Raw genomic sequence first — 22,201 nt, forward strand, 5'->3', positions numbered from 1 at the left:
GTTACAATTCTGCTTTAAGCTCAGTAAACGGATCCCAGAAATGTTTATCCAAATCCACTATTTGCAGATCTTTAATTTGAACACCTTCTGCCTCTAACAATTGTTGCATAAGGTTGGTACCGTCAAAATGGTGTTTGCCGGTTAATATCCCAGCCTTATTGACGACCCTATGTGCAGGTATATCATCCATAGTGTGAGATGCGTTCATTGCCCAACCTACCATTCTTGCACTACGAGCCGCACCTAAATATTTGGCAATGGCACCATAGGAAGTTACCCTACCTTCAGGAATTAACCGTGCCACCTGATATACTCTTTCAAAGAAATTCTCATTTTCAGGTTTCATGGCATCCTATCGTTTAATTAAATAATCGAAAAGCAGTGATGATAAATAGCAATACCATTAATCCGCTTAAAATATAATTACTGTTCTTAGAGAATGAAGCCGCTCTATGCTCCCATCTATTGAAATAAATAACATATAAATACATTGCCAAAAAGGTACCACTACCCGTTGCCAATATAAATAGCACCTCATCTATAATTTCATAGGTCATAATACCCTGAGAGTGAAACACAGTATTAAGTCCGCTGTAATAAGGTATGGCCAGTAGGTTAATGAGTGCCAAGAACACCCCTTTTGAAAAACTGTTTCGTTTTTTGGTCTCCACCAACATTAAGGGTTTACTTTTCTGATTTCTCCCTTTGATAAAAAATACGATTGCCAATATAAAAAAGATGCCCAATGCCAATTGTAGCAACACCTCTATAACATGTTGATTTCTTGATATTAGTTTGGCGATACGTACAGCAATATAGGTCTGTAACATTACGGCCAGTGCTACTCCCAATCCAAAAATAATACCATTTGCCTTACCTTTCTCCACACTGGTCTTGGCTGCATTTAAGTTGAGCAAGCCTGGTGGCAATGATGCAATAAAAGCTGCACCAAAAGTAAAAACAAACAAGGTTGGTAGTTGCTGCATTGATTTAGTTTACCCTGAACCTAACAAAGGTTATAGGCTTTCCCTTTTCAAGATACTGATTTTCATAGAAAGTCTGTATTTCCAAAACCTCTTTAGGACTGCCTTCATTTTTGTATACATCATGGTTAGCATACAGTACCTCTAAACCAAGACCATGCAATAAGCCCAAGGTATACCCGTGCATAAACTCGCTATCTGTTTTTAGATTTACGGTACCTTCTGGTTTTAAAACTTGTTTATAGCGCTCCAAAAATACCGCATTGGTCATACGGTGCTTTGTACGCTTATATTTTATTTGCGGATCAGGAAAGGTAATCCAGATTTCAGAAACTTCGGCCGCACCAAAAATATGATCGATCAGTTCTATTTGTGTTCGTATAAAGCAAACATTGGGTAGATCACCTTCAATAGCTTCTTTGGCTCCTTTCCAAAAACGGGCACCTTTGATATCTATACCAATAAAATTCTTGTTTGGAAATTTCTTTGCCAAGCCAACGGTATACTCGCCCTTACCACAACCCAATTCTAAAACAATAGGATTGTCATTTTTAAAGTGTGTATTCCATTTTCCCTTTAATGGAAAACCACCTACCACCTCTTCTCTTGTTGGCTGAATTACATTTGAAAACGTTTCGTTTTCCTGAAATCTTTTTAACTTATTCTTACTTCCCACAATGATTACATCTAAACTGGGGCAAATCTAAGAAAAAAGCAAGGGTTAGCGTTTATTGTACTTCCTCTATTTGAACGATACTTTTCTCTAATGTAAAAGAAAACTCAGATCCTACCTCTACGGCACTTTCTACGTAGATTTTTTCGCCATGTGCCTCAATGACGTGTTTTACTATGGCAAGCCCCAAGCCAGAACCGCCTTCACGACGGCTACCACTTTGATCTACCCTGTAAAAACGTTCAAAAAGTCTTGGTATGTGTACTGCAGGTATACCTTCTCCATTATCGGTCACCCTTACAATAACCTTGTTCTTGACCAAGTCTTCTACGCTTACCTCTGTGGTACCGTTGTCATTTCCGTATTTGATAGAATTGACCAACAAATTGGTAAGTACTTGCTGAATCTTTTCTTTGTCGGCAAAGACAAATATGGGATCTGCATATTCCATATCAAAAGTAAGGGTGATATTTTTCTTGGCCGCTTTCATCTCCAAAAGATCAAATACACTTTGGATCAAATCTATAATATCAAAAGAGCTTTTTTCAAGATTAAGGTCACCAACTTCCAATTTAGTGATCAAGTCTAGATCTTTAACAATATATATTAATCTATCTACCGCCTTGTTGGCACGGGTAAGATACTTTTTCCTAATATTCTTATCTTCCATAGCACCATCTAACAAGGTTTCTATATAACCCTGTACGGTAAACAATGGAGTTTTTAGCTCATGGGATACATTACCCAAAAAATCTTTACGGTACTCTTCCCTAATCTTTAAAGTGTCTATTTCAATTTTCTTATCCTTCGCAAATTTCTCTATCTCTTGTGTCAAGGTTCTCATATCTGTAGTTACAGGGTAAGAGAGTATGGTACTAGATTCCAGCAACTCTACATCATCGTAAATTTTCTTGATACGCTTGTAGATGAATTTTTCAATTCTTAATTGTAGGGTAACAAAGGAAATTACAAAAAAGAACAAGGCCGCAAATAATAAAATAGCCCAATTTATGGTGCTAAAACGCCATTGCAATAATGCCAGCACAGATATGCCGATTATTACAATGTACAGCGATGAGCGAAATGCAAAACGATATGACTTTCTTGAACGTAACGGTGCAGCCATCTAGAGTACAAACTTATAACCTACCCCTTTAACAGTTTTAAAATGATCCTCACCTATTTTCTCACGAAGTTTTCTAATGTGTACATCTATGGTACGACCACCAACAACAACTTCATTACCCCAAACTTTATCAAGAATTACCTCTCTTTTAAAAACTTTGCTAGGTTTTGAAGTTAATAAAGCTAGAAGTTCAAATTCTTTTCTAGGCAAAATAATCTCTTTACCTTTTTTAACAATCTTATATTCTTCTCTATTAATTACAATATCACCTACTTTGGTAATATCTTCTTGGGCATTCTCTACGTTCTTCATGCGTCTTAGTAGCGCATTTACCTTACTTACCAAAACTTTTGGTTTTATTGGTTTTGTAATGTAGTCATCTGCACCCGCATCAAAACCTGCTACTTGAGAATAATCTTCCCCTCTAGCTGTTAAGAAGGTAATTATGGTGTTTTCCATACCAGGAGTTCTTCTTAGGATCTCACAAGCTTCAACACCATCCATTTCGGGCATCATTACATCCAATATTATAAGATGTGGCATTTTCTTTTTTGCCTTGGCAACACCATCGGCACCATTCTTAGCCGTGTATACATCATATCCTTCCGCAGATAAATTATAGGCTACTATCTCTAGTATGTCCGGTTCATCATCAACTAAAAGTATTCTAATGTCCTTCTTTTTCATGGTTTTAAAATTAGATTGATTGGCTCAAAAGTAAAGATAATACTATTACTGCAAAGCCAGTTAACATTGATTTAATGTAGTAACATTTAGATAACATTAACAAAATAAATGTTTAACATGGATCTAACCCGAAGATTACAACCTCTCTCTTTCTTTGCCGCTGATTAAAGAATCAATATATATAATGAACAAATTACTAATTTTTGCATCCCTTATTGTTACTATTATTTCAAATGCTCAAGACACGGGAAGCATTGTCGGAACACTTACTGACAAAGAATTGAACAACGAGCCATTACCATTTGCAAACGTATTATTAAAAGGTACCACAAAGGGTACCACTTCAGATTTTGACGGCTTATACGAGATATCGGCTATTGAGCCCGGGACTTATACTGTAACATTTAGTTATTTAGGTTACGAGACGGTTGAAATTCCTAATGTAGAAATTATAGCAGGAAAGGTTACTACAATTGATGTCCCCTTAAGTGCATCGCAAGGTGTATCACTTGATGAAGTAACAGTGACAACTGTAGCGCGAAAAGATTCTGAAACAGCTCTTCTTTTGGATCAGAAAAAAGCTATTGAAATTAAAGAGAGCATAGGTGCCGTAGAGCTTGCTAAAATTGGGGTATCAGATGCAGCAACAGCAACTACAAAAATATCAGGGGTTTCTAGTAGTGAAGCTTCTGGAGATGTATTTGTACGAGGTTTGGGCGATAGATATTTATCCTCTACTTTAAACGGACTTCCCGTACCATCTGATGACATTGATAAAAAGAACATCAACCTTTCTTTGTTTCCTACACGTGTTCTACAAAATGTAAGTATCAGTAAAACCTACGGTGTTGAAGGATCTGCCGATCAAGCCTCTGGTAATGTAAACATTACTTCTAGAGAATTAGCGGGTTCAAGTGAACTTGCTATCGGAGTTTCCGGAGGAGTAAATTCAAATGTTGTGAAAAGCGGCGTGTATGACAACTTTAAAATATCGCAGAATAGCAAGAATACTACATTTGGGTTCTACGACCAAAACCTATCTACGCAACAACTGATCACCAATCAAGGATGGAACACTTTAAGACAGGAAAACCCTATAGATTATTCCATGTCCATTGCAGCTGGTAAAAAAATTGCAGATAAACTTGCCGTTTTCTTTACAGCTTCACACTCAAGGTCTTTTGAGCATAGAGAAGGTTTGTTCAGACAATTCAGGTCTAATTTTATTGACGACACCATTACCGATGCTACAACTTACCAAAAGAAAATTGTCAACACGGCATTACTTGACCTTACTTACTTGGCCAATGCCAAACATAAAATTAAATCCAGTACCTTTTTTGTAAACAAATTGGATGAGAATGTTTTTGAAGGCGGACGTAACGGGGAAGCAACAATCTTTGAAGAAACTAGTCCTAGCGAAGGTCTTTTCCAATTTATTAGAGATCAAAATACAAAACAAACCAGACTATTGGTAACCCAGCTAATAGGTAGACACCAAATAGGCGAAAAAAACACATTGCAATGGGCTGCAGGATATAATTTACTAAATGCCAATGAACCAAATAGAATTAGAAACGAAGTAAACTTTGACCCAGACGGTACACTTGTTCAATTAGGTAGAAATGGTGGTTTTCAACAACGTAAGTCTAGCCAAGAAATCGATGACAAAGAATTTAGTGCCTTTTTAAAAGACGAACTAAAAATTATTGACGAAGACACCAAGAACTTTAAATTAAACTTTGGTATTTCCTATAGAAACAAAGAGCGTGATTTTAGTTCGGAATTCGTTGGTGTAGAAGAAATAAGTACCAACGCAGTAAACCCAACATCTATAGATAATCTTGGTGCTATTTTCCGTCAATCTTACTTTGACGTCGGTCTGTTAGAAATTAATCTTTTAGGTTCAAATGCAAATGGCGAAAGAAAAGATATCTATCTAGGTACACTAGATTCTAAGGCTGCATTCTTTTCTTTTAATGTAGGTCTTGATAAATGGAATTTTGACGCCGGTCTTAGATTTCAGAGAGATGAAATTGAAGTTGCATATGATATAGGTAACCTATCACCTAGAACAGGAGAAAGTAACCAAGATTACAGCAATTTCTACCCAAGCCTAAATATTAAATACACCATTAACGAACTGCATGCGTTACGTTTAGCGGTTAGCCGTACTATTACACTTCCGGAATTTAAGGAAATTGCACCTTTCAGTTATGTATCTCCAACAGGACAAATAAGTCGTGGTAACCCAGATTTGATCGCATCAAAAGATATTAATATGGACTTAAAGTGGGAGTATTTTCCATCTGCAGGTCAATTAGTTTCTGTCGCCGCGTTCTACAAAGATATATCTGACCCGATCAACAGAGTAAGAGAAAGAGGTTCCGCAGGAATATTCTCTTACTTCAATTCAGGCGAAAAAGCTGAAATTTTCGGTCTTGAAGCAGAAACTAAAATAGATTTAGTTACACCTGCATACGACGACGACAATGGTTCTGAATCTGGTTACAATTTAAATATGGTATTAAATGTAACCCGTATGTGGCACCAACAAGACTTAAAAGAAATCTATAATGAAAACGGCAACTTACTTCGAAGCTTTCAATATAAAGGAATTACCGAAACCGATTTACAAGGTGCTTCAGACTGGATTTTTAACACAAGTTTGAATTTTGATACTGCCGGTGACAACCCATTTGCTGCATCTTTAAATGCCAATTACGCTTCCGATAAAATCTACTCTTTAGGCGTACCAACCGACCAAACTAACAGAGATATTTTTTATGACGATGCTATTATTGAAAATGGCTTCGTTGTGTTGAACGCTCAAATAAGCAAAGAATTCGGAAAGCACATAAAAGTAAGTCTTACAGGAAAAAATTTATTAAATCCTGAAATTAAACAAACTCAGTTAATTAAAAGCCCGATAACAAATATTGAAACTGAACAAACCGTAAGCTCATATTCAACAGGTATGGGTATTAGCTTAGGTCTTAATTACAAATTTTAATTAGATCACTCAATAATCACTAATCTTTAATTTTAATTCTTTAAAATGTTTATTATGAAATTGAAAACAAGAAATTTTGTAAAAGTTTTTGCTCTAGCAGCAGCTATTACTTTTGCTAGCTGTAGTAATGACGACAATGATCCAGATGATGGACCAGATGCGGTTGCCCCTACATGTACCGATGGTATAAAAAATGGTGATGAAACAGGAGTTGATTGCGGTGGTTCTTGTACTGCATGCGAAGCAACAAACCCAGAAGAAAGTACTACTTTAACTGGACAATTATCAGAAGAAAGAACTCTTGACGCCTCTAAAACTTATACACTGGAAAAAAACTACAGTATTGAAGCTGGGGGTAAATTAATAATACCTGCAGGTACTGTTATTAATGCAACAGTTGAGTCTGGTGATGAAACTGAAACTTATATCGTTGTTCAAAGAGGTGGAGAAATAGATGTACAGGGTACAGCTGCTGCGCCGGTAATTATGCAATCTACAGGTGGCGAAGCAGGTCAATGGGGTGGTTTGGTATTATTAGGAGATGCCACTACTACTGAAGGTGTTGATGCTACTGCAGAAGTTGGAAACTTTAAATATGGTGGATCTAACGATGCCGATAATTCCGGATCAATCAGCTACTTGATCATAAAACATGCAGGTGCTCAGATTAACGCCGAATCTCAGTATAACGGGCTTACATTATATGCTGTAGGTTCTGAAACCAGTATTGATAACGTTGCAATGATCGACGGTGATGATGATGGTGTTGAGTTTTTTGGAGGAACTGTTTCTGCTTCTAACTTATATTTCGAAAACAACCAAGATGATTCTATCGACTGGACAGAAGGTTGGAACGGTACTGTAACCAATGCTTACGTACTTCATACAAAAGAAGGTTTCTCAACTGCAGTTGAGGCTGATAAAGCTAACGGAAACCCTAGTTTAATAAACTTTACCGCTGTTTCAACCGTTGGTGGTACGGCTTTACAGTTCAAAGCTACTTCTGGCGCTACCATTACAGGTCTTTCTTTAAGTGGTTACGAAACTTCTATAGACATGAAAGACGATGGTCCTTTGGCTAATGTTGTCATTGAAGGCGAAGCTGGTAATCCAGATAATAGCTACAATGCAAATGCAACTGTAGACGTTGCAATTTTTGATTGGGTAAATACAGATGCAGCTGTAGGGAGCAGCATTTTGACAGGAAACTTAACCAACGACCTTACCTTAGATGCAAGCATCAACTACCTATTATCAAAAAATTATAGTGTTGAGGATGGCGCTACGCTAACCATTCCTGCAGGTACAACTATTAGTGCACAAGTTGAGTCTGGTGACGAAACTGAAACTTACATCGTTGTTCAACGTGGAGGTAAAATTGTAATTGAAGGTACAGAAGCGAATCCTGTTGTAATGACTTCAACCAATAACAACCCTGGAGATTGGGGAGGTTTGGTAATTTTAGGAGATGCAACTACTACTGAAGGTATAGATGCTACTGCCGAGGTAGGTGATTTCAAATACGGTGGTACTAACGATACAGACAACTCTGGTTCCATAAGCTACTTGATTATTAAAAATGCAGGAGCACAAATCAATGCCGAGTCTCAGTATAACGGTCTTACTCTTTATGCTGTAGGTTCTGAAACAACTATTGACAACGTTGCAATGATCGACGGTGAAGATGATGGTGTTGAGTTCTTTGGCGGCACAGTTTCGGCTTCAAACTTATACTTTGAAAACAACCAAGATGATTCTATTGACTGGACAGAAGGTTGGAACGGTACAGTAACAACCGCTTACGTTCTACATAATGTTGAAGGTTTCTCAACTGCTGTGGAAGCTGATAAAGCTAACGGAAACCCTAAGTTAATTGACTTTACCGCTGTCTCTACAGTTGGTGGTACTGCTTTACAATTTAAAGCGACTTCTGGGGCCACATTGACAAACGTAAGTCTAGTTGGTTATGATACAAATGTAGACATGAAAGACAATGGTCCTTTGGAAAATGTAATTGTGGACGGAACTGCCCTTACTACAACTGAAGATGACGTTTTCAACGGAACTGCAGTTGATGTTACAATTTTTGCTTGGGCAACCGGCAACTAATTAACAGTATTATATTCTATTTAAAAGCCCGCAAATAGCGGGCTTTTTTGATTAAAAATATTCTTACAATCCAGGACTACACGCAAGTTACAAGCCCAATAAAACAGGTAGCTCAAGTCATAAATAGTGTATTTCATCGATTATTTTGCATTTCATCGATCTTTTCACAATATCTCCTCCTACAAAAACACAAGAGCGTGTTAAATTCCTATATTTGTGGCATAGCATTTGTAACCAGCTATATATGAAGCACCTTTACCTAATCCTCTTCTTTTTTATTATTTCTTTCAGCTATGGGCAAAGTACCCAAAGCAATGGGGATATTGATGGTTTTAATATGTATCCAAATCCGGTTACAACAGGTAAAGTATTTATTTCTACAAACCTTAATGCTCCCAAAGAAATTTTCATCTATGATGTATTTGGTACATTATTGCTCAAAACTACCATCTTAGGAAAAGAATTAAATCTTTCTGATTTAGATGCCGGTGTTTACGTATTACGTGTTCTTGAAAAGAACAAGATGTGCACCCGTAAGTTGATCGTTAAGTAAAAAACCTCTAAGAAAATCTACATAATAATAGGTTTAAATTTAGTGTTGATTTCTACTTAAGCACAGGTTATTTTATGATATACCGAACAAGATCAGCATCAGTTTCCTTCTTAATCAGTAAAATTCAATATCGGTCAAATACACGTTTTTACGACGAAATACTCCGCGTATTTCATTGACCTACATAAATTTACCTTTCACAACATTTTCAGTGTTCTAGTTACACTTCTATATACCTTTATAGTGTTGATCCCAAATCAATACAAAATGAAAAAAATCTACTTTATGCTATTTATGGTAGTCTCCGTTGGTTTATATGCCCAAGACACTATAGATGTCAACAACCTACGTAAAGATGAAATTTCCGGTTTTAAATTATACCCAAACCCAGCAATTGCAGATGTGGTTTATGTAACCACCCAGCAGAATTCATTTAAAGAAGTAAGAATCTATGATGTATTCGGTGAATTGGTATTGACCGAAAAATTATCTGCAAAAGCCATGAACATCTCTAGATTATCACCAGGCGTATATGTAGTTCAAGTAACTGAAAATGGTAATTCTTTTACCCGTAAGCTAGTAGTTAAATAGATAACTTACATATTCTCATCTCAAAACCATTAAAATAATTTGGTTCAGTACCTTTGTCATAATTGATTAGGTACATGGAACACAAGGCAATTTTTGATATACAGACTAAAGAGGATTTTTTAATCCAGGCATTACGCGTATTTCATTTTCAATACCACAACAATGTTGTATACCGTTCTTTCTGTTCCTATTTAAATGTAGACCCAAATACAGTTCTAACTTTAGAACAGATCCCTTTTTTACCTATTGAATTCTTTAAGTCTAAAAGTATTCTAAGCACAACCAAAACACCAGAAATAATCTTTACCAGTAGCGGCACCACAGGTAGCGAGACCAGTAAGCATTTTGTTAGTGACCTAAGTTTGTACGAAAGAAGTTACCTAAAGGCCTTTGATCACTTTTATGGTTCTATTGAAGATTATTGCGTTATTGCGCTTTTACCTTCTTATTTAGAACGTACCGGTTCTTCTTTGATCTATATGGCAGATGATTTGATAAAAAAATCAAATCACCCAAAAAGTGGCTTTTTTTTAAATGAATATGAACAATTGCACCAACTTCTTCTTGAGCTTCAAAAAACAGATACCAAAATTTTGATCATTGGTGTTTCTTTTGCATTACTGGAGTTTACCGAACAATACCAAATGTCCTTGCAAAACACCATAATTATGGAAACCGGTGGTATGAAGGGGCGTAGAAAAGAAATTGTACGCCAAGAACTACATGAAATACTTTCTAACGGATTTGGTGTAACTAAAATACATTCTGAATACGGAATGACAGAGCTACTTTCGCAAGCTTACTCTAAAGGTGAGGGAGTGTTCAATTGCCCTGCCTGGATGAAAATAATGGTAAGGGATACCGAAGACCCCCTTACGTATTTAAACACCGGTAAATCTGGCGGAATCAATGTTATAGATTTGGCCAATATTAATTCCTGTTCTTTTATTGCAACTCAAGATCTTGGAAAAATTAACCAAGACAACACTTTTGAAATTATCGGTAGATTCGATAATTCTGATATTAGAGGTTGTAATTTAATGGTACTTTAGTTTTTTCTAAGCTGGTAATCTAACCCTGGTCCATCGCAAGCCAACCATAAGCTAGTGATCATAGTGGTATTTCTGTACATTAAGAGCTCTTTATTATCGCCTGTGCAATTACCTACCAATGTATTTCCGGTTTGGTACGTAAGTTCTAAATAATGATTGAGATCATTATCATATTCTACAACCTCAAAAGTACCTGTAGCCTCGGTAACTTCATCATTAACCGTTCTAGATTTTAGAAAAGTACCTTCTGGTGAGAAAATGTAATATTCTTGCCACTGCATATCTTTGCCCGTAGTTTCAGAACCCGTAAAACTACCAGACATTTGAACCAATTCCCATCTTTGCTCCGAGAACACAAACTGTGTTGACTCTAGACCAAAGTCATCGTCATCTGCACATGAAATAAAAAGTAATAAAAACAGAAACAAAACGGAATATCTTTTCATAGTACCTAGACCTTTAACTAGTTACAAGATACCCTAAACCACAAATAGTTGCGTTAACGCAGTATTAAATTAAAGTCCTAAAATCTTGGCATCTACAAAAAAAGTAGAATTTACTTCCAACTCATGGTCCGTACTCATCAGCTCATCGGTAACGGTATTTAGCCTTAAACTAAATTCATCTTTCTTTATATACTCCTTTAAATCGGTATCTGAAGTGTCTAAAGTAATGACACTACCAGCATCATCTGGCACTTCTTCCAAATAGGCAATTCTTATCTCATCTAAATCATCGGCAGAAATATATACTTCTATCGAATTTAAAAAACTGAAATCTGCACCATCGGGCGATATAATGACCAATTCCAACTCTGTCAACTTAATCTCTTCAATTAAGTCTTTTCTAGTATCGTTAACTTCAAAAGTAGATTCTGAATTGGTCTCAATTTCAGGAGTAAAAACATCGAAAGGTAAATCAATACCAGCAGAAGAAGGTATGGTAGCGCGTTGGCTATATTCCATATCAAATTTTGTCAACTCATCAAGCTTATCACAAGCGGTAAACAATGCAAATAAACAAATAACGGCAATGTACTTTTTAAACATAATTAGGGGTTTAAATTAGTAAACGCCGTTCTGCAAAAAATATTTAAAACCTTTTAGTGAATTTATCGAGAGATATATTATCTATTAAAAATATAGGTTACCTCATCATCGGCAATATCCGGGTTATCCTCAAAAGTAAGTGTCAATTGATCTCCCTGAGTCTCGAAAAAAAACACGGCCCCATCAGAAAAATTAATTCTATTGGCCTGGCCGCCGTAAAAATGTTCCCCACTTTTCCTAAAAAATTCATAGTCACTTTCATGGTCAACGGTAACCATACCCCTTCTAGGATCGAAATTAATTGTAGTTAAAGAAAAATCTACATCTTCAGTAAAACTGCAAAAACATATTACATTTGAGAGCACCCAGTCACCTTCCAATGCCAGATCATCTATTATACGATCATCATCACTACAAGAAATAAAAAACAATAATAGTATTGCTACTAGATTAAACTTCATGAAATAGCCTGTTTAAAAAGATTTAATTGAACACCAATACGAAATAATTTTTCTTACCGCGCTGTAATAATACAAACTTGTTATTGATCAAATCTTCTGCAGTAATCAAAAAATCTTCTTTTACTTTCTCCTTGTTGACCGAAATAGAATTTTGTTTGAGCTCTCTTCTAGCCTCTCCATTAGAGCCTAAAAAACTGGTTTTAGCTGCCAAAGCTCCAATCATATCCAATCCGTCAACCAATTCAGATTTAGATAGTTCTGCTTGTGGCACTCCATCAAAGATTTCTAAAAATGTCTTTTCGTTCAACCCTTTTAAATCTGATGCCGTAGATTTTCCGAATAATATTTGACTGGCTTTAACCGCATTGTCCAAATCTTCTTGTGAATGCACCATTACCGTAATCTCGTCCGCCAATCTCTTCTGTAATAATCTTAAATGCGGAGCTTCTTTATGTTCCTTTATTAGATCTTCAATTTCTTGTTGACCTAAAAATGTAAAAATCTTTATATACTTCTCAGCATCTTCATCTGATGTATTCAACCAATATTGGTAGAACTTGTACGGCGATGTTCTTTCTGCATCTAACCAAACATTACCGCCTTCTGTCTTGCCGAACTTGGTACCGTCTGCCTTTGTAATTAACGGGCACGTTAATGCATAGCCCTTACCACCTGCAATTCTTCTGATCAACTCTGTACCCGTGGTAATATTTCCCCATTGGTCACTACCGCCCATTTGAAGGCTACAATTGTTCTCTCTGTATAAATGTAGAAAATCATATCCCTGAACCAGTTGGTAAGTGAATTCAGTAAAAGACATGCCTTCTTTTGCTTCTGATGAAAGACGTTTTTTGACCGAGTCTTTAGACATCATATAGTTTACGGTAATATGCTTACCTACGTCTCTAATAAATTCCAAAAATGAAAAGTCTTTCATCCAATCATAATTATTGACCAAAACAGCGGCATTATCCTCATCGCCAGAAAAATCCAAGAAACGGGATAATTGCTCTTTTAATGCATTTTGATTATGACGAAGCGTTTTCTCATCAAGCAAATTACGTTCTGCAGATTTACCGGATGGATCACCGATCATACCTGTAGCACCACCGATCAAAGCATACGGTTTATGCCCGGCCAGTTGAAAGTGACGTAACATCATTACGCCCACCAAATGGCCTATATGTAAAGAATCTGCAGTAGGATCAATACCTACATAAGCAGACTGCATACCTTCCAATAAATGTTCTTCCGTTCCTGGCATTGCATCATGCAACATACCGCGCCACTGTAATTCTTTGACAAAATTTGTCATTTCTTGCTTAATTTTAATTGAACTGCAAATATAAATGGAATTCTTGCCAGTACACAGAAGTTTAAAGCATGAATTTATCCACCGGTATTTCCTAAATTTGAATTATGGTATTAGTTACAGGAGGCACAGGCTTGGTGGGGTCCCATTTGCTACTAAAATTAACGATGAACAACACAAAGGTTAGAGCGTTGTTCAGAACTAAGGACAAACTTGTTCAGGTAAAAAAAATTTTCTCTTATTATTCTGATAACGCCATAACCCTATTTGACCAAATTGAATGGGTACAGGGAGATATTTTAGATATCCCTTCTTTAGAAAATGCCATAGAGGGTGTTACCCAAGTTTATCATTGTGCAGCCTATATTTCTTTTGACCCCTCAGATTTTAAAAAGCTTGAACGCATAAACCGTGAAGGCACGGCCAACATTGTAAATATTTGTATCTCATATGCCATAAGTAAATTGTGCCATGTGAGTACCATTGGCGCAATAGGTAGGTCTTTAAACGGAGAATTGGCTGATGAAGAAACTGAATGGACGCGCCAAAATGCCAATCCGTATGCCATAACAAAGCACCTGGCCGAAATGGAAGTTTGGCGTGGCGCACAAGAAGAATTAAAAGTTGTGATCGTAAATCCTGGGGTTATTCTTGGACCCGGATTTTGGAACAGTGGTAGTGGCGCTTTCTTTAAAACTGCCGCAAAAGGATATAAATATTACCCACCCGGTGGAACAGGTTTTATTACCATAAACGATGTTACCAATATTATGATCGCACTTATGAACTCTACTATTTATAACGAACGATTTATTCTGGTCGCCGAAAATTTGACCTACCAACGAATATTGGAAAAGATAGCCTTGGCAATGAACAAAAAACCACCTACAACCGTGCTTAAATTTTGGCAACTAGAAATAGGCAAGATTGTAGACAAAATTAGAAATTTACTCACCGGAAGCCCTAGAACTATTACAAAAAATGCTATTTACGGACTAAAATACACTACTGTATTCAACAATGGGAAAATAAAAAATACCTTGAATATAGAGTTCGAGAATTTAGACGAACAAATAAAATTTAGTTCTAAACTTTTTACTTCTGAACATTTTTAGACGAAACCGAGTCTTTCTTTTTAATTTCTATATTTTGTTTAGTTTTCTCGGCAATACTTAAACTATCCCTAATTTTTTTCTCTGCTTCTAATTTTAAGCGCTGTTCCTCTAAATCAGATTCTACCTTTTTGTACATATTCTCATATCGCAAAGGTTTAGAAGCATAATACCTGTCACTATCAACATATTGAGCGCTATCTATTTCAAACTTCTCAAATATAAAAGATGTAGGCTCTACCCCGTTCTCTCGCAGCTTACCCAAATTGGTCGCTTTTGCGGCATTAACGATAGCCATCTCTTTAATAATCAATACCATTTTATCCTCTGGTATTAAATTATCCGGCTTCTCAATTAATTCTTCGGCGCAAGAAGTTACCAACAAAAGTGCCGCCACTAAAAACAATATGTGTTTCATGGTCTATTGAATGTTAGCCTTTTGGCATTTCGCTTTTCGGAAAACTGTCCGTTGCTATAACCTAAATGGCCATTTACAAAAGTATGTACAACTTTAGATGAGAACGTAGTATCCTCAAAAGGTGACCATTTGCATTTGTAGGCGATATTTTCCTTGGTAACCGTCCAAGGACTATTTAAATCCGCTACAACCAAATCTGCATAATAACCTTCACGAAGATACCCGCGTTTTTCTATTTGAAACAATATTGCCGGATTATGGCACATTTTCTGTACAATATTTTCTAAAGTAATCTTTCCTTCTTTTACTTTTTCCAACATTGCATTTAATGCGTGCTGTACCAACGGACCGCCAGATGGCGCTTTTGTATACACATTACTCTTCTCCTCCAATAAGTGTGGGGCGTGATCTGTTGCAATGACATCTATTCTATCATCTAATAGCGCATCCCAAAGCATATCCTTATCCTTAGCGGTCTTTACCGCAGGGTTCCACTTTATTAAAGTGCCTTTGTTTGCATAATCCGCATCTGAAAACCAAAGGTGGTGTATACAGACCTCTGCCGTAATTTTCTTTTGTTCCAACGGAATATCATTACGAAACAGATCTGTTTCCTTTCCGGTAGAAAGATGAAAAACATGCAATCTTGCACCTGTTTTCTTGGCCAACGCAATTGCCCTGCACGAAGAAAGGTAACAAGCCTCTTCACTTCTAATAATAGGATGCATTTCTACAGGAATATCATCACCATACTCTGCCTTATATTTTGCCAAGTTTTCCCTAATGGTCGTTTCATCTTCACAATGTGCGGAGATGACCATTTCTGTATTGCTGAAAATATTCTCTATTACCTTTTCATCATCTACCAACATATTGCCTGTAGAAGAACCCAAGAACAACTTAATACCTGAACAGGCATTTTTATCCAATCTTTTTAATTCTTCCAGGTTGTCATTGGTACCGCCAAAAAGAAAAGAATAATTGGCAAAAGCAGCATTTGCCGCAGTAGCGAACTTCTCTTCCAATTTTTCTATAGTAGTCGTTTGTGGCGTTGTATTAGGTTGCTCCATAAATGTAGTAATACCACCTGCAAGTGCCGCTCTACTTTCTGTTGCAATTGTTCCTTTGTGGGTAAGGCCCGGCTCCCTAAAATGAACTTGATCATCTATAACACCGGGTAAAACATGTTTACCCGCAATATCGATCACCTCTGCATCTGGATCAGATATGTCTTTTCCTATTTTAGCGATAACGTCATCTATAATTAGGATGTCACTTTCCTGTGTTACCCCCTCGTTGACCATTATTCCGTTTTTCAACAAAATTTTACCCATACTTAAAACTTATTTTTCAAAAATAGACTTCTCATTTTCATTATAAATACACCCCAAATAGCTTCACTGATAATTGAGGAACTCATTTTAGACTTCCCCAATATCCGATCCCTGAAAATAATAGATACTTCCTCTATTTTAAAGTGCTTTAAATACGCCCTAAATTTCATTTCTATTTGAAATGCGTAACCTACAAACCGAACCGAATCTAAGTCTATGGCTTCCAATACATGTCTTTTATAACATACAAAACCTGCTGTAGGATCATCTACACGCATACCAGTAATCAACTTTACATAGATTGATGCCCCATAGGACAACAAAACTCTATACAAGGGCCAGTTTACTACATTAACTCCTTTTTTATATCTACTGCCAACTGCTAAATCCGCTCCGTTCTCACATGCTTTCTGTAACCGTAACAAATCTGAGGGCGTATGCGAAAAATCCGCATCCATCTCACAAATATAATCGTAGCCCTTGTCAATTGCCCATTTAAAACCATGAATATAGGCAGTACCTAATCCTGATTTCTCCAATCTTGTCTCTAAAAATAATTTATTCTTGAACTCTTCTTGAAGTCCGCGAACGCAGTCCCCTGTTTTATCCGGTGAATTGTCATCGACAATTAGTACATGAAATTCTTTCTGCAAAACAAATACCGCCCTAATTATAGCCTCTACATTCTCAATTTCGTTATACGTAGGTATGATTACGATACTATTGGACATATGTTAATTATAGGTGTTTCGACAAAAGTAAGGTTTTAAAAGTCTTATTAAAATGGGCAACAATACCTTTATGATATTTTTACATTAGTTACCTAACCTTAAATTTGTAATTTTACCATTTAGTAACCTAAGCAGATGTTGACTAAAATACCAAAGCAGTTTTACTATTTTTTAGCTGCCATATTCATTTTAAACCTTATTCAATCTAGTTTTACGCAACTCATTTTTGACGAAGCCTATTACTGGTATTACAGTCAAAATATGGCATGGGGCTATTTTGACCATCCACCTATGGTAGCGCTTTTGGTGAAGATCAGTAACTTCTTTTTTAATGGTGAATTGGGTGTTCGCTTTATGAGCTGTGTGCTATCTGCAGCCAACATTATTATTCTTTGGTTAATGATAGACAACCCCAAAAAGAACGACTACATTAAACATTTCTTTGTACTGGTTTTTTCAATGACCTTGCTCAACGCTTACGGGTTTTTCACCTTACCGGATACGCCGTTGTTATTTTTTACAAGTTGCTTTTTACTCACATACAAGCATTTTATAAAAAATGAAGGTGTGGGATCTGCCATTCTTTTAGGCTTATTTATGGCCGCGTTAATGTACAGTAAATATCATGCCGTACTGGTTATATTCTTTGTACTGTTATCCAATCTTAAACTTACTACCAACAAATATGCTTGGCTTGCCGTTCTTATTGCGCTATTTTGTTATTCCCCACATTTTTATTGGTTGTACGAGAACGACTTTGTGTCCATAAAATATCATTTATATGAGCGGCCAAATGGTGCGTATAGCTTTGAAAAATACACTTTGGGCTTCTTGGTAAATTTAGTGGCCATTTTTGGGCTTACCTTTCCGTTCATATACAAATCACTGTTTAAAACAAAAGGAAACGATCTTTTCGACAGGGCACTGATTTATCTAACCTACGGTGTACTCATATTCTTTTTTATATCGAGTTTTAACAGAAGGGTACAAACTCAATGGATCATTATTGTATGTATTCCCCTGGCGGTTATAGCTTACAATTACATGCTACAAAATAAACAAGCATTAGCTTGGATCTATAAACTTGGCCTTATCAATACGGTATTGATTATTTATTTAAGAATGGGGCTCGTCTACCAACCATTACTGTTCAATTTTTATTATGAAAGCCATGGCAATAAAGAGTGGGCAGCTGCAATAAAAGAAGAAGTAGGTAATATCCCCGTAGTTTTTGAAAACTCCTATAGAAACGCACCAATGTATTCTTTTTACACTGGCGCAACACCTACCTTTTCTTTGAACAATTTTATGTATCGAAAAAATCAATATTCCATCAATGATTCAGAAGAGAAAGTACGGGGCAAGGATGTTGCCTATGTTTCTAAATATCTAAACGACCCTACATTTACCTATACCAGAGAGAATGGCGGTCTCTATAAGGGCAAATTCATTAGTAACTTTCAATCGTACAGAAAATTAGATTGCAGTATTGACGACACCCCGGTATCCTTAAATTCAGAGGAGCAAATTGAGCTTAAAGTTTACAACCCTTACAAGGAAGATATTGATCCTAAAAAATTGAAATTTGCGGTCAGTTATATGGACGATTATAAAAAGCCCCAGGAAACACTGCAGATAACACCTAAACCCACAAAAGTTAACACTGCATACTTAAAACAACAGGACACTACCCATTTTATATTTCAATTGCCTAAAACGAAAAAGGAAAAGATTGGCTACTTTAGAGTGGTAATTTCTGAAAATGATCTTTTATACGGCCTAAACGGAAAAGCAATTCATATTAATTGATGGAACCTATTACAAGAACCTTAGAGCAGACGGACTGGATCACCATTACACTTATGGCAAGTCTTGTATTTCCATTGATTGCCAAAAGTATCTATTACCCACGTTTTTTAAACTTTATAATTCTTCCTTTTAACAATAAGTACATTACCATGTACACGAAGAAAGAGAAGTTGTTCAACTGGTTTCATTTTCTAATGAGCGTGTTCCAGATCATCAATCTAACCTTATTTATTTTTTTTATTTGGCGTTCTTATATAAATATTTCAGGAACAAAAAACCCCTATATTTTTCCTTTATTGCTTGCAGGGGTTTTCTTATTTTTTTCCGCGAAAACAATGGCGCAACTGTTAAATGGATTCATATTTAACTCTTACAACACCTTTAATGAATTGATTTTTAAGAAACTAACCTATCTTAATTATGCAGGTTTTGTTCTTTTCATTGCCAACGTATTTCTTGCTTATGTTTTTAAAGACTCAAGAATCATAATAATTGTTGCACTCATTTTATTTTTGGCGATCAATATAATTGGTTGGGTAACAGTCCTCAGGAATTACCAAAAATTTATAAGCAGCTATTTTTTCTATTTTATTTTGTACCTTTGCGCACTCGAAATTGCACCCTTAGTTATTATGGGAAGCTTTCTAAAATAGTGCAGCATATGAAAGTAAAAACGATTTTGGTCTCTCAACCTGAGCCGAAAATGGAAAACTCCCCCTATTCCAAACTTATCGATAAAGAGAAAGTAAAGGTTGATTTTAGACCGTTCATTCACGTAGAAGGAGTTGACGCCAAATCTGTACGTCAGCAAAAAATAGATTTGAATGATTTTACCGCTATAATCTTAACCAGTAGAAACGCAGTAGACCACTTTTTTAGAATTGCGGATGAGATGCGCTTTAAAGTGCCCGATTCCATGAAATATTTTTGTCAGTCAGAAGCGGTTGCCTATTACCTTCAAAAATACGTTGTCTATAGAAAACGTAAGATATACGTAGGTAAAAGATTATTTACGGATTTAGTACCGTTGATAAAAAAATATAAGGATGAAAAATTCTTACTTCCTTCTTCTGATGTGCTCAAGCAAGATGTACCAGATACGCTAGACTCTTTGAGTATTCAATGGAAAAGAGCTATTTTTTACAAAACCGTAATTAGCGACCTTTCAGATCTGCGCAACGTGTACTATGATATACTAGTATTTTTTAGCCCATCTGGTATAGAGTCGTTATTACAGAATTTTCCGGATTTTGACCAAAAAAATACTAGAATTGCTGTTTTTGGCAACTCTACGGTAGATGCCGCTACAGATGCCGGCTTACGAATAGATATTAAAGCTCCAACGCCCGAGACACCTTCAATGACCATGGCGCTACAGAAATATATTATGAGCGTAAACAAATAAAACGTTTATAACCAGATATTAAAAAAGCCTTGCATTGCAAGGCTTTTTTTTATTTAGAACGCGTACCGTTGTGGACCGCCCCTTCTTATTTCTTCACTGGCATAACTTTCAAATTTTTTAAAGTTTTCCCTAAAGGCATTTGTCAGTTTAAATGCAGTTTTATAATACTTCTCATCATCGTTCCATGTTGCTCTTGGACTCAAAACCGAAGTAGGTACACCAGGACACTCCCTTGGCTGTGCAACACCGAATACTGAATGTATATGGTATTTATCATAAGAGTAAAGACCTAACTCTCCACTTAATGCAGCAGAGATCATTGCTCTAGTATACTTTAATTTCATTCTGGTACCAACACCGTAAGGTCCACCTGTCCAACCTGTATTTACAAGCCAAACATCTACGCCAGATTCTTTCATTTTCTTACTCAACATTTCTGCGTACTTTGTTGGGTGCAATGGCATAAAAGGCGCGCCAAAACAAGCAGAAAATGATGGTACAGGCTCTACAACACCAGCTTCCGTCCCTGCAACCTTAGCAGTGTAACCAGATATAAAGTGGTAAGCTGCCTGACTAGGAGTTAGCTTGGATATTGGAGGCAAAACACCAAAAGCATCGGCTGTTAAAAAGAATATATTCTTTACATTTTTACCTATTGACGGTTGTTGAATATTATCAATATGATGAATTGGGTAACTAACCCTTGTATTTTGCGTTATAGAAGTATCCGCAAAATCAACATTGCCTTTATCATCTAAGACTACATTTTCAAGTATAGCACCAGGCTTGATAGCTCCGTAGATTTCCGGCTCTTGCTCTTCAGAAAGGTTGATCACTTTTGCATAACAACCTCCTTCAAAATTAAATACCGTATTCCTACTGGTCCAGCCATGCTCATCATCACCTATTAATTTTCTATTAGGATCAGTAGACAAGGTTGTTTTTCCTGTTCCTGACAATCCAAAAAAGATTGCCGTATCACCATCCTTACCAACATTGGATGAACAATGCATTGGCAAAGTTTCCTTATAAACAGGTAAAATAAAGTTCAACGCAGAAAAAATACCCTTTTTAATTTCACCTGTATATCCTGTTCCACCAATTAAGGCAATTTTATCAGTAAAGTTTAAGATTGCAAAATTATGTTGCCTTGTACCATCCTCATCTGCATTGGCCATAAAACCCGGTGCATTAATAACGGTCCATTCTGGTGTAAAATCTTCCAATTCTTTCTCCGTAGGCCGTAAAAACATATTATAAGCAAACATATTTGACCAAGGATATTCATTGATAACACGAATATTCAACCTATAATCTTCGTCTGCACAGGCATAACTATCCCTAACAAAAAGTTCTTTTTCGTTCAAATAATTAATGACCTTAGTGTATAAGGCATCAAATTTTTCTTTTTCAAAAGGAATATTGATATCTCCCCACCATATTTTATCTTTAGTTATATCGTCTTTAACAATATATCTGTCTTTGGGGGACCTACCTGTAAATTCACCGGTATTGACTGCAAGTGTTCCATTGCTGGTTTCAACTCCCATGTCCAGATCTAAAGTGGCCTTTTGAAGTTGTTCCGGTGTTTCCTGATAATGAAAATTGGCGTGTGTAATCCCGTAGTTTTCTAGGGATATGGTATTCGCATTTGTCATTGAGCTTTTCATGCTTTAGAAAATTTGTTCGTGTAAAACTAAAAAAATAAAAGCTGAACCACTGATTTTCAGAGCTCAATTAGCGTCATTTCCCGTCGAAATACGAATTCAATTATAGAATCGCT

General features: G+C 36.3%; 22 protein-coding genes. 9 read left to right on the forward strand and 13 right to left on the reverse strand.

Annotated features, from left to right (window positions below; translation table 11 throughout):
- Position 1: 1 nt before the first annotated feature.
- From QZ657_RS00050 to QZ657_RS00070, 5 genes are read right to left on the reverse strand one after another with little or no spacing between them, the layout of a single operon-like run.
- Entirely contained in the window at positions 2-346 is a 345-nt protein-coding gene (locus QZ657_RS00050) for an MGMT family protein (RefSeq protein WP_058104949.1), read from the reverse strand.
- Positions 347-359: 13 nt separating this feature from the next.
- Complete coding sequence (locus QZ657_RS00055) at positions 360-986, reverse strand: LysE family transporter (RefSeq protein WP_099190987.1); 627 nt, start codon at positions 984-986, stop codon at positions 360-362.
- Positions 987-990: 4 nt separating this feature from the next.
- On the reverse strand, positions 991-1,659 hold the full coding sequence (trmB, locus tag QZ657_RS00060) for a tRNA (guanosine(46)-N7)-methyltransferase TrmB (protein ID WP_058104947.1): 669 nt from the start codon (positions 1,657-1,659) through the stop codon (positions 991-993).
- Between the two features lie 52 nt (positions 1,660-1,711).
- Complete coding sequence (locus QZ657_RS00065; protein ID WP_276470954.1) at positions 1,712-2,782, reverse strand: sensor histidine kinase; 1,071 nt, start codon at positions 2,780-2,782, stop codon at positions 1,712-1,714.
- Positions 2,783-3,469 (reverse strand): response regulator transcription factor, encoded by a 687-nt coding sequence (locus QZ657_RS00070; protein ID WP_291964178.1) that lies wholly within the window; start codon positions 3,467-3,469, stop codon positions 2,783-2,785.
- 184 nt (positions 3,470-3,653) lie between these two features.
- On the opposite strand from QZ657_RS00070, the gene QZ657_RS00075 reads away from it, so the two are divergent.
- The 5 genes from QZ657_RS00075 to QZ657_RS00095 all read left to right on the forward strand — a co-directional run bounded on the left by QZ657_RS00075 (position 3,654) and on the right by QZ657_RS00095 (position 10,787).
- The gene (locus QZ657_RS00075; RefSeq protein WP_291964179.1) at positions 3,654-6,482 is read left to right on the forward strand and encodes a TonB-dependent receptor; all 2,829 of its coding nucleotides are present in this window, start codon (positions 3,654-3,656) and stop codon (positions 6,480-6,482) included.
- A 54-nt stretch (positions 6,483-6,536) separates the two neighbouring features.
- Positions 6,537-8,591, forward strand: a complete 2,055-nt coding sequence (locus QZ657_RS00080; RefSeq protein ID WP_291962144.1) for a hypothetical protein — start codon at positions 6,537-6,539, stop codon at positions 8,589-8,591.
- Positions 8,592-8,835: 244 nt separating this feature from the next.
- Complete coding sequence (locus tag QZ657_RS00085; protein ID WP_276470950.1) at positions 8,836-9,144, forward strand: T9SS type A sorting domain-containing protein; 309 nt, start codon at positions 8,836-8,838, stop codon at positions 9,142-9,144.
- 267 nt (positions 9,145-9,411) lie between these two features.
- A complete protein-coding gene (locus QZ657_RS00090) occupies positions 9,412-9,735 on the forward strand; it encodes a T9SS type A sorting domain-containing protein (protein ID WP_276470949.1) in 324 nt (107 codons plus the stop codon).
- A gap of 74 nt (positions 9,736-9,809) precedes the next feature.
- Positions 9,810-10,787, forward strand: coding sequence for an acyl transferase (locus QZ657_RS00095; protein ID WP_291964181.1), 978 nt, complete (start codon positions 9,810-9,812; stop codon positions 10,785-10,787).
- On the opposite strand, the gene QZ657_RS00100 is transcribed toward QZ657_RS00095, so the two are convergent.
- The 4 genes from QZ657_RS00100 to tyrS all read right to left on the reverse strand — a co-directional run bounded on the left by QZ657_RS00100 (position 10,784) and on the right by tyrS (position 13,612).
- Positions 10,784-11,233 (reverse strand): hypothetical protein, encoded by a 450-nt coding sequence (locus QZ657_RS00100; protein WP_291964183.1) that lies wholly within the window; start codon positions 11,231-11,233, stop codon positions 10,784-10,786. The genes QZ657_RS00095 and QZ657_RS00100 overlap by 4 nt on opposite strands.
- 69 nt (positions 11,234-11,302) lie before the next feature.
- Positions 11,303-11,836, reverse strand: coding sequence for a hypothetical protein (locus QZ657_RS00105; protein WP_291964184.1), 534 nt, complete (start codon positions 11,834-11,836; stop codon positions 11,303-11,305).
- Positions 11,837-11,913: 77 nt separating this feature from the next.
- A complete protein-coding gene (locus QZ657_RS00110; protein WP_291962212.1) occupies positions 11,914-12,297 on the reverse strand; it encodes a hypothetical protein in 384 nt (127 codons plus the stop codon).
- 22 nt (positions 12,298-12,319) lie between these two features.
- On the reverse strand, positions 12,320-13,612 hold the full coding sequence (tyrS, locus tag QZ657_RS00115; RefSeq protein ID WP_291964186.1) for a tyrosine--tRNA ligase: 1,293 nt from the start codon (positions 13,610-13,612) through the stop codon (positions 12,320-12,322).
- Between the two features lie 104 nt (positions 13,613-13,716).
- Between tyrS and QZ657_RS00120 the strand changes: the two genes are divergently transcribed.
- Positions 13,717-14,724, forward strand: coding sequence for an SDR family oxidoreductase (locus tag QZ657_RS00120; protein WP_291964188.1), 1,008 nt, complete (start codon positions 13,717-13,719; stop codon positions 14,722-14,724).
- Here QZ657_RS00120 and QZ657_RS00125 read toward each other — a convergent pair.
- The 3 genes from QZ657_RS00125 to QZ657_RS00135 are packed head-to-tail and all read right to left on the reverse strand — an operon-like array spanning position 14,705 to position 17,204.
- The gene (locus tag QZ657_RS00125) at positions 14,705-15,139 is read right to left on the reverse strand and encodes a DUF4296 domain-containing protein (protein ID WP_291964190.1); all 435 of its coding nucleotides are present in this window, start codon (positions 15,137-15,139) and stop codon (positions 14,705-14,707) included. The two genes, QZ657_RS00120 and QZ657_RS00125, sit on opposite strands and share 20 nt — an antisense overlap.
- Positions 15,136-16,473, reverse strand: coding sequence for a dihydroorotase (locus tag QZ657_RS00130; RefSeq protein ID WP_291964192.1), 1,338 nt, complete (start codon positions 16,471-16,473; stop codon positions 15,136-15,138). The genes QZ657_RS00125 and QZ657_RS00130 overlap by 4 nt, the downstream gene beginning before the upstream one ends.
- Positions 16,474-16,475: 2 nt before the next feature.
- Complete coding sequence (locus QZ657_RS00135) at positions 16,476-17,204, reverse strand: polyprenol monophosphomannose synthase (protein WP_291962218.1); 729 nt, start codon at positions 17,202-17,204, stop codon at positions 16,476-16,478.
- Between the two features lie 135 nt (positions 17,205-17,339).
- On the opposite strand from QZ657_RS00135, the gene QZ657_RS00140 reads away from it, so the two are divergent.
- The 3 genes from QZ657_RS00140 to QZ657_RS00150 are packed head-to-tail and all read left to right on the forward strand — an operon-like array spanning position 17,340 to position 20,418.
- The gene (locus QZ657_RS00140) at positions 17,340-19,013 is read left to right on the forward strand and encodes an ArnT family glycosyltransferase (protein WP_291964194.1); all 1,674 of its coding nucleotides are present in this window, start codon (positions 17,340-17,342) and stop codon (positions 19,011-19,013) included.
- Between the two features lie 53 nt (positions 19,014-19,066).
- Positions 19,067-19,666 (forward strand): DUF4271 domain-containing protein, encoded by a 600-nt coding sequence (locus tag QZ657_RS00145; RefSeq protein WP_291962227.1) that lies wholly within the window; start codon positions 19,067-19,069, stop codon positions 19,664-19,666.
- Positions 19,667-19,674: 8 nt separating this feature from the next.
- Positions 19,675-20,418 carry a uroporphyrinogen-III synthase gene (locus QZ657_RS00150; protein ID WP_291962220.1) on the forward strand — a complete coding sequence of 248 codons (744 nt, stop codon included), beginning with the start codon at positions 19,675-19,677 and terminating at the stop codon, positions 20,416-20,418.
- 53 nt (positions 20,419-20,471) lie between these two features.
- On the opposite strand, the gene pckA is transcribed toward QZ657_RS00150, so the two are convergent.
- The gene (gene pckA, locus QZ657_RS00155; RefSeq protein WP_291962221.1) at positions 20,472-22,088 is read right to left on the reverse strand and encodes a phosphoenolpyruvate carboxykinase (ATP); all 1,617 of its coding nucleotides are present in this window, start codon (positions 22,086-22,088) and stop codon (positions 20,472-20,474) included.
- Between the last annotated feature and the right edge of the window lie 113 nt (positions 22,089-22,201).

It is taken from the genome of Maribacter sp. (assembly GCA_020629415.1).
Lineage (GTDB): Bacteria > Bacteroidota > Bacteroidia > Flavobacteriales > Flavobacteriaceae > Maribacter > Maribacter huludaoensis.

Bases quoted from the DNA above. Each gene is read 5' to 3' on its own strand.
- QZ657_RS00050 (WP_058104949.1), bottom strand. From the start codon at position 346: ATGAAACCTGAAAATGAGAATTTCTTTGAAAGAGTATATCAGGTGGCA.
- QZ657_RS00055 (WP_099190987.1), bottom strand. From the start codon at position 986: ATGCAGCAACTACCAACCTTGTTTGTTTTTACTTTTGGTGCAGCTTTT.
- QZ657_RS00065 (WP_276470954.1), bottom strand. From the start codon at position 2,782: ATGGCTGCACCGTTACGTTCAAGAAAGTCATATCGTTTTGCATTTCGC.
- QZ657_RS00070 (WP_291964178.1), bottom strand. From the start codon at position 3,469: ATGAAAAAGAAGGACATTAGAATACTTTTAGTTGATGATGAACCGGAC.
- QZ657_RS00075 (WP_291964179.1), top strand. From the start codon at position 3,654: ATGAACAAATTACTAATTTTTGCATCCCTTATTGTTACTATTATTTCA.
- QZ657_RS00080 (WP_291962144.1), top strand. From the start codon at position 6,537: ATGAAATTGAAAACAAGAAATTTTGTAAAAGTTTTTGCTCTAGCAGCA.
- QZ657_RS00085 (WP_276470950.1), top strand. From the start codon at position 8,836: ATGAAGCACCTTTACCTAATCCTCTTCTTTTTTATTATTTCTTTCAGC.
- QZ657_RS00090 (WP_276470949.1), top strand. From the start codon at position 9,412: ATGAAAAAAATCTACTTTATGCTATTTATGGTAGTCTCCGTTGGTTTA.
- QZ657_RS00095 (WP_291964181.1), top strand. From the start codon at position 9,810: ATGGAACACAAGGCAATTTTTGATATACAGACTAAAGAGGATTTTTTA.
- QZ657_RS00100 (WP_291964183.1), bottom strand. From the start codon at position 11,233: ATGAAAAGATATTCCGTTTTGTTTCTGTTTTTATTACTTTTTATTTCA.
- QZ657_RS00105 (WP_291964184.1), bottom strand. From the start codon at position 11,836: ATGTTTAAAAAGTACATTGCCGTTATTTGTTTATTTGCATTGTTTACC.
- QZ657_RS00110 (WP_291962212.1), bottom strand. From the start codon at position 12,297: ATGAAGTTTAATCTAGTAGCAATACTATTATTGTTTTTTATTTCTTGT.
- tyrS (WP_291964186.1), bottom strand. From the start codon at position 13,612: ATGACAAATTTTGTCAAAGAATTACAGTGGCGCGGTATGTTGCATGAT.
- QZ657_RS00120 (WP_291964188.1), top strand. From the start codon at position 13,717: ATGGTATTAGTTACAGGAGGCACAGGCTTGGTGGGGTCCCATTTGCTA.
- QZ657_RS00125 (WP_291964190.1), bottom strand. From the start codon at position 15,139: ATGAAACACATATTGTTTTTAGTGGCGGCACTTTTGTTGGTAACTTCT.
- QZ657_RS00130 (WP_291964192.1), bottom strand. From the start codon at position 16,473: ATGGGTAAAATTTTGTTGAAAAACGGAATAATGGTCAACGAGGGGGTA.
- QZ657_RS00135 (WP_291962218.1), bottom strand. From the start codon at position 17,204: ATGTCCAATAGTATCGTAATCATACCTACGTATAACGAAATTGAGAAT.
- QZ657_RS00140 (WP_291964194.1), top strand. From the start codon at position 17,340: ATGTTGACTAAAATACCAAAGCAGTTTTACTATTTTTTAGCTGCCATA.
- QZ657_RS00145 (WP_291962227.1), top strand. From the start codon at position 19,067: ATGGCAAGTCTTGTATTTCCATTGATTGCCAAAAGTATCTATTACCCA.
- QZ657_RS00150 (WP_291962220.1), top strand. From the start codon at position 19,675: ATGAAAGTAAAAACGATTTTGGTCTCTCAACCTGAGCCGAAAATGGAA.
- pckA (WP_291962221.1), bottom strand. From the start codon at position 22,088: ATGAAAAGCTCAATGACAAATGCGAATACCATATCCCTAGAAAACTAC.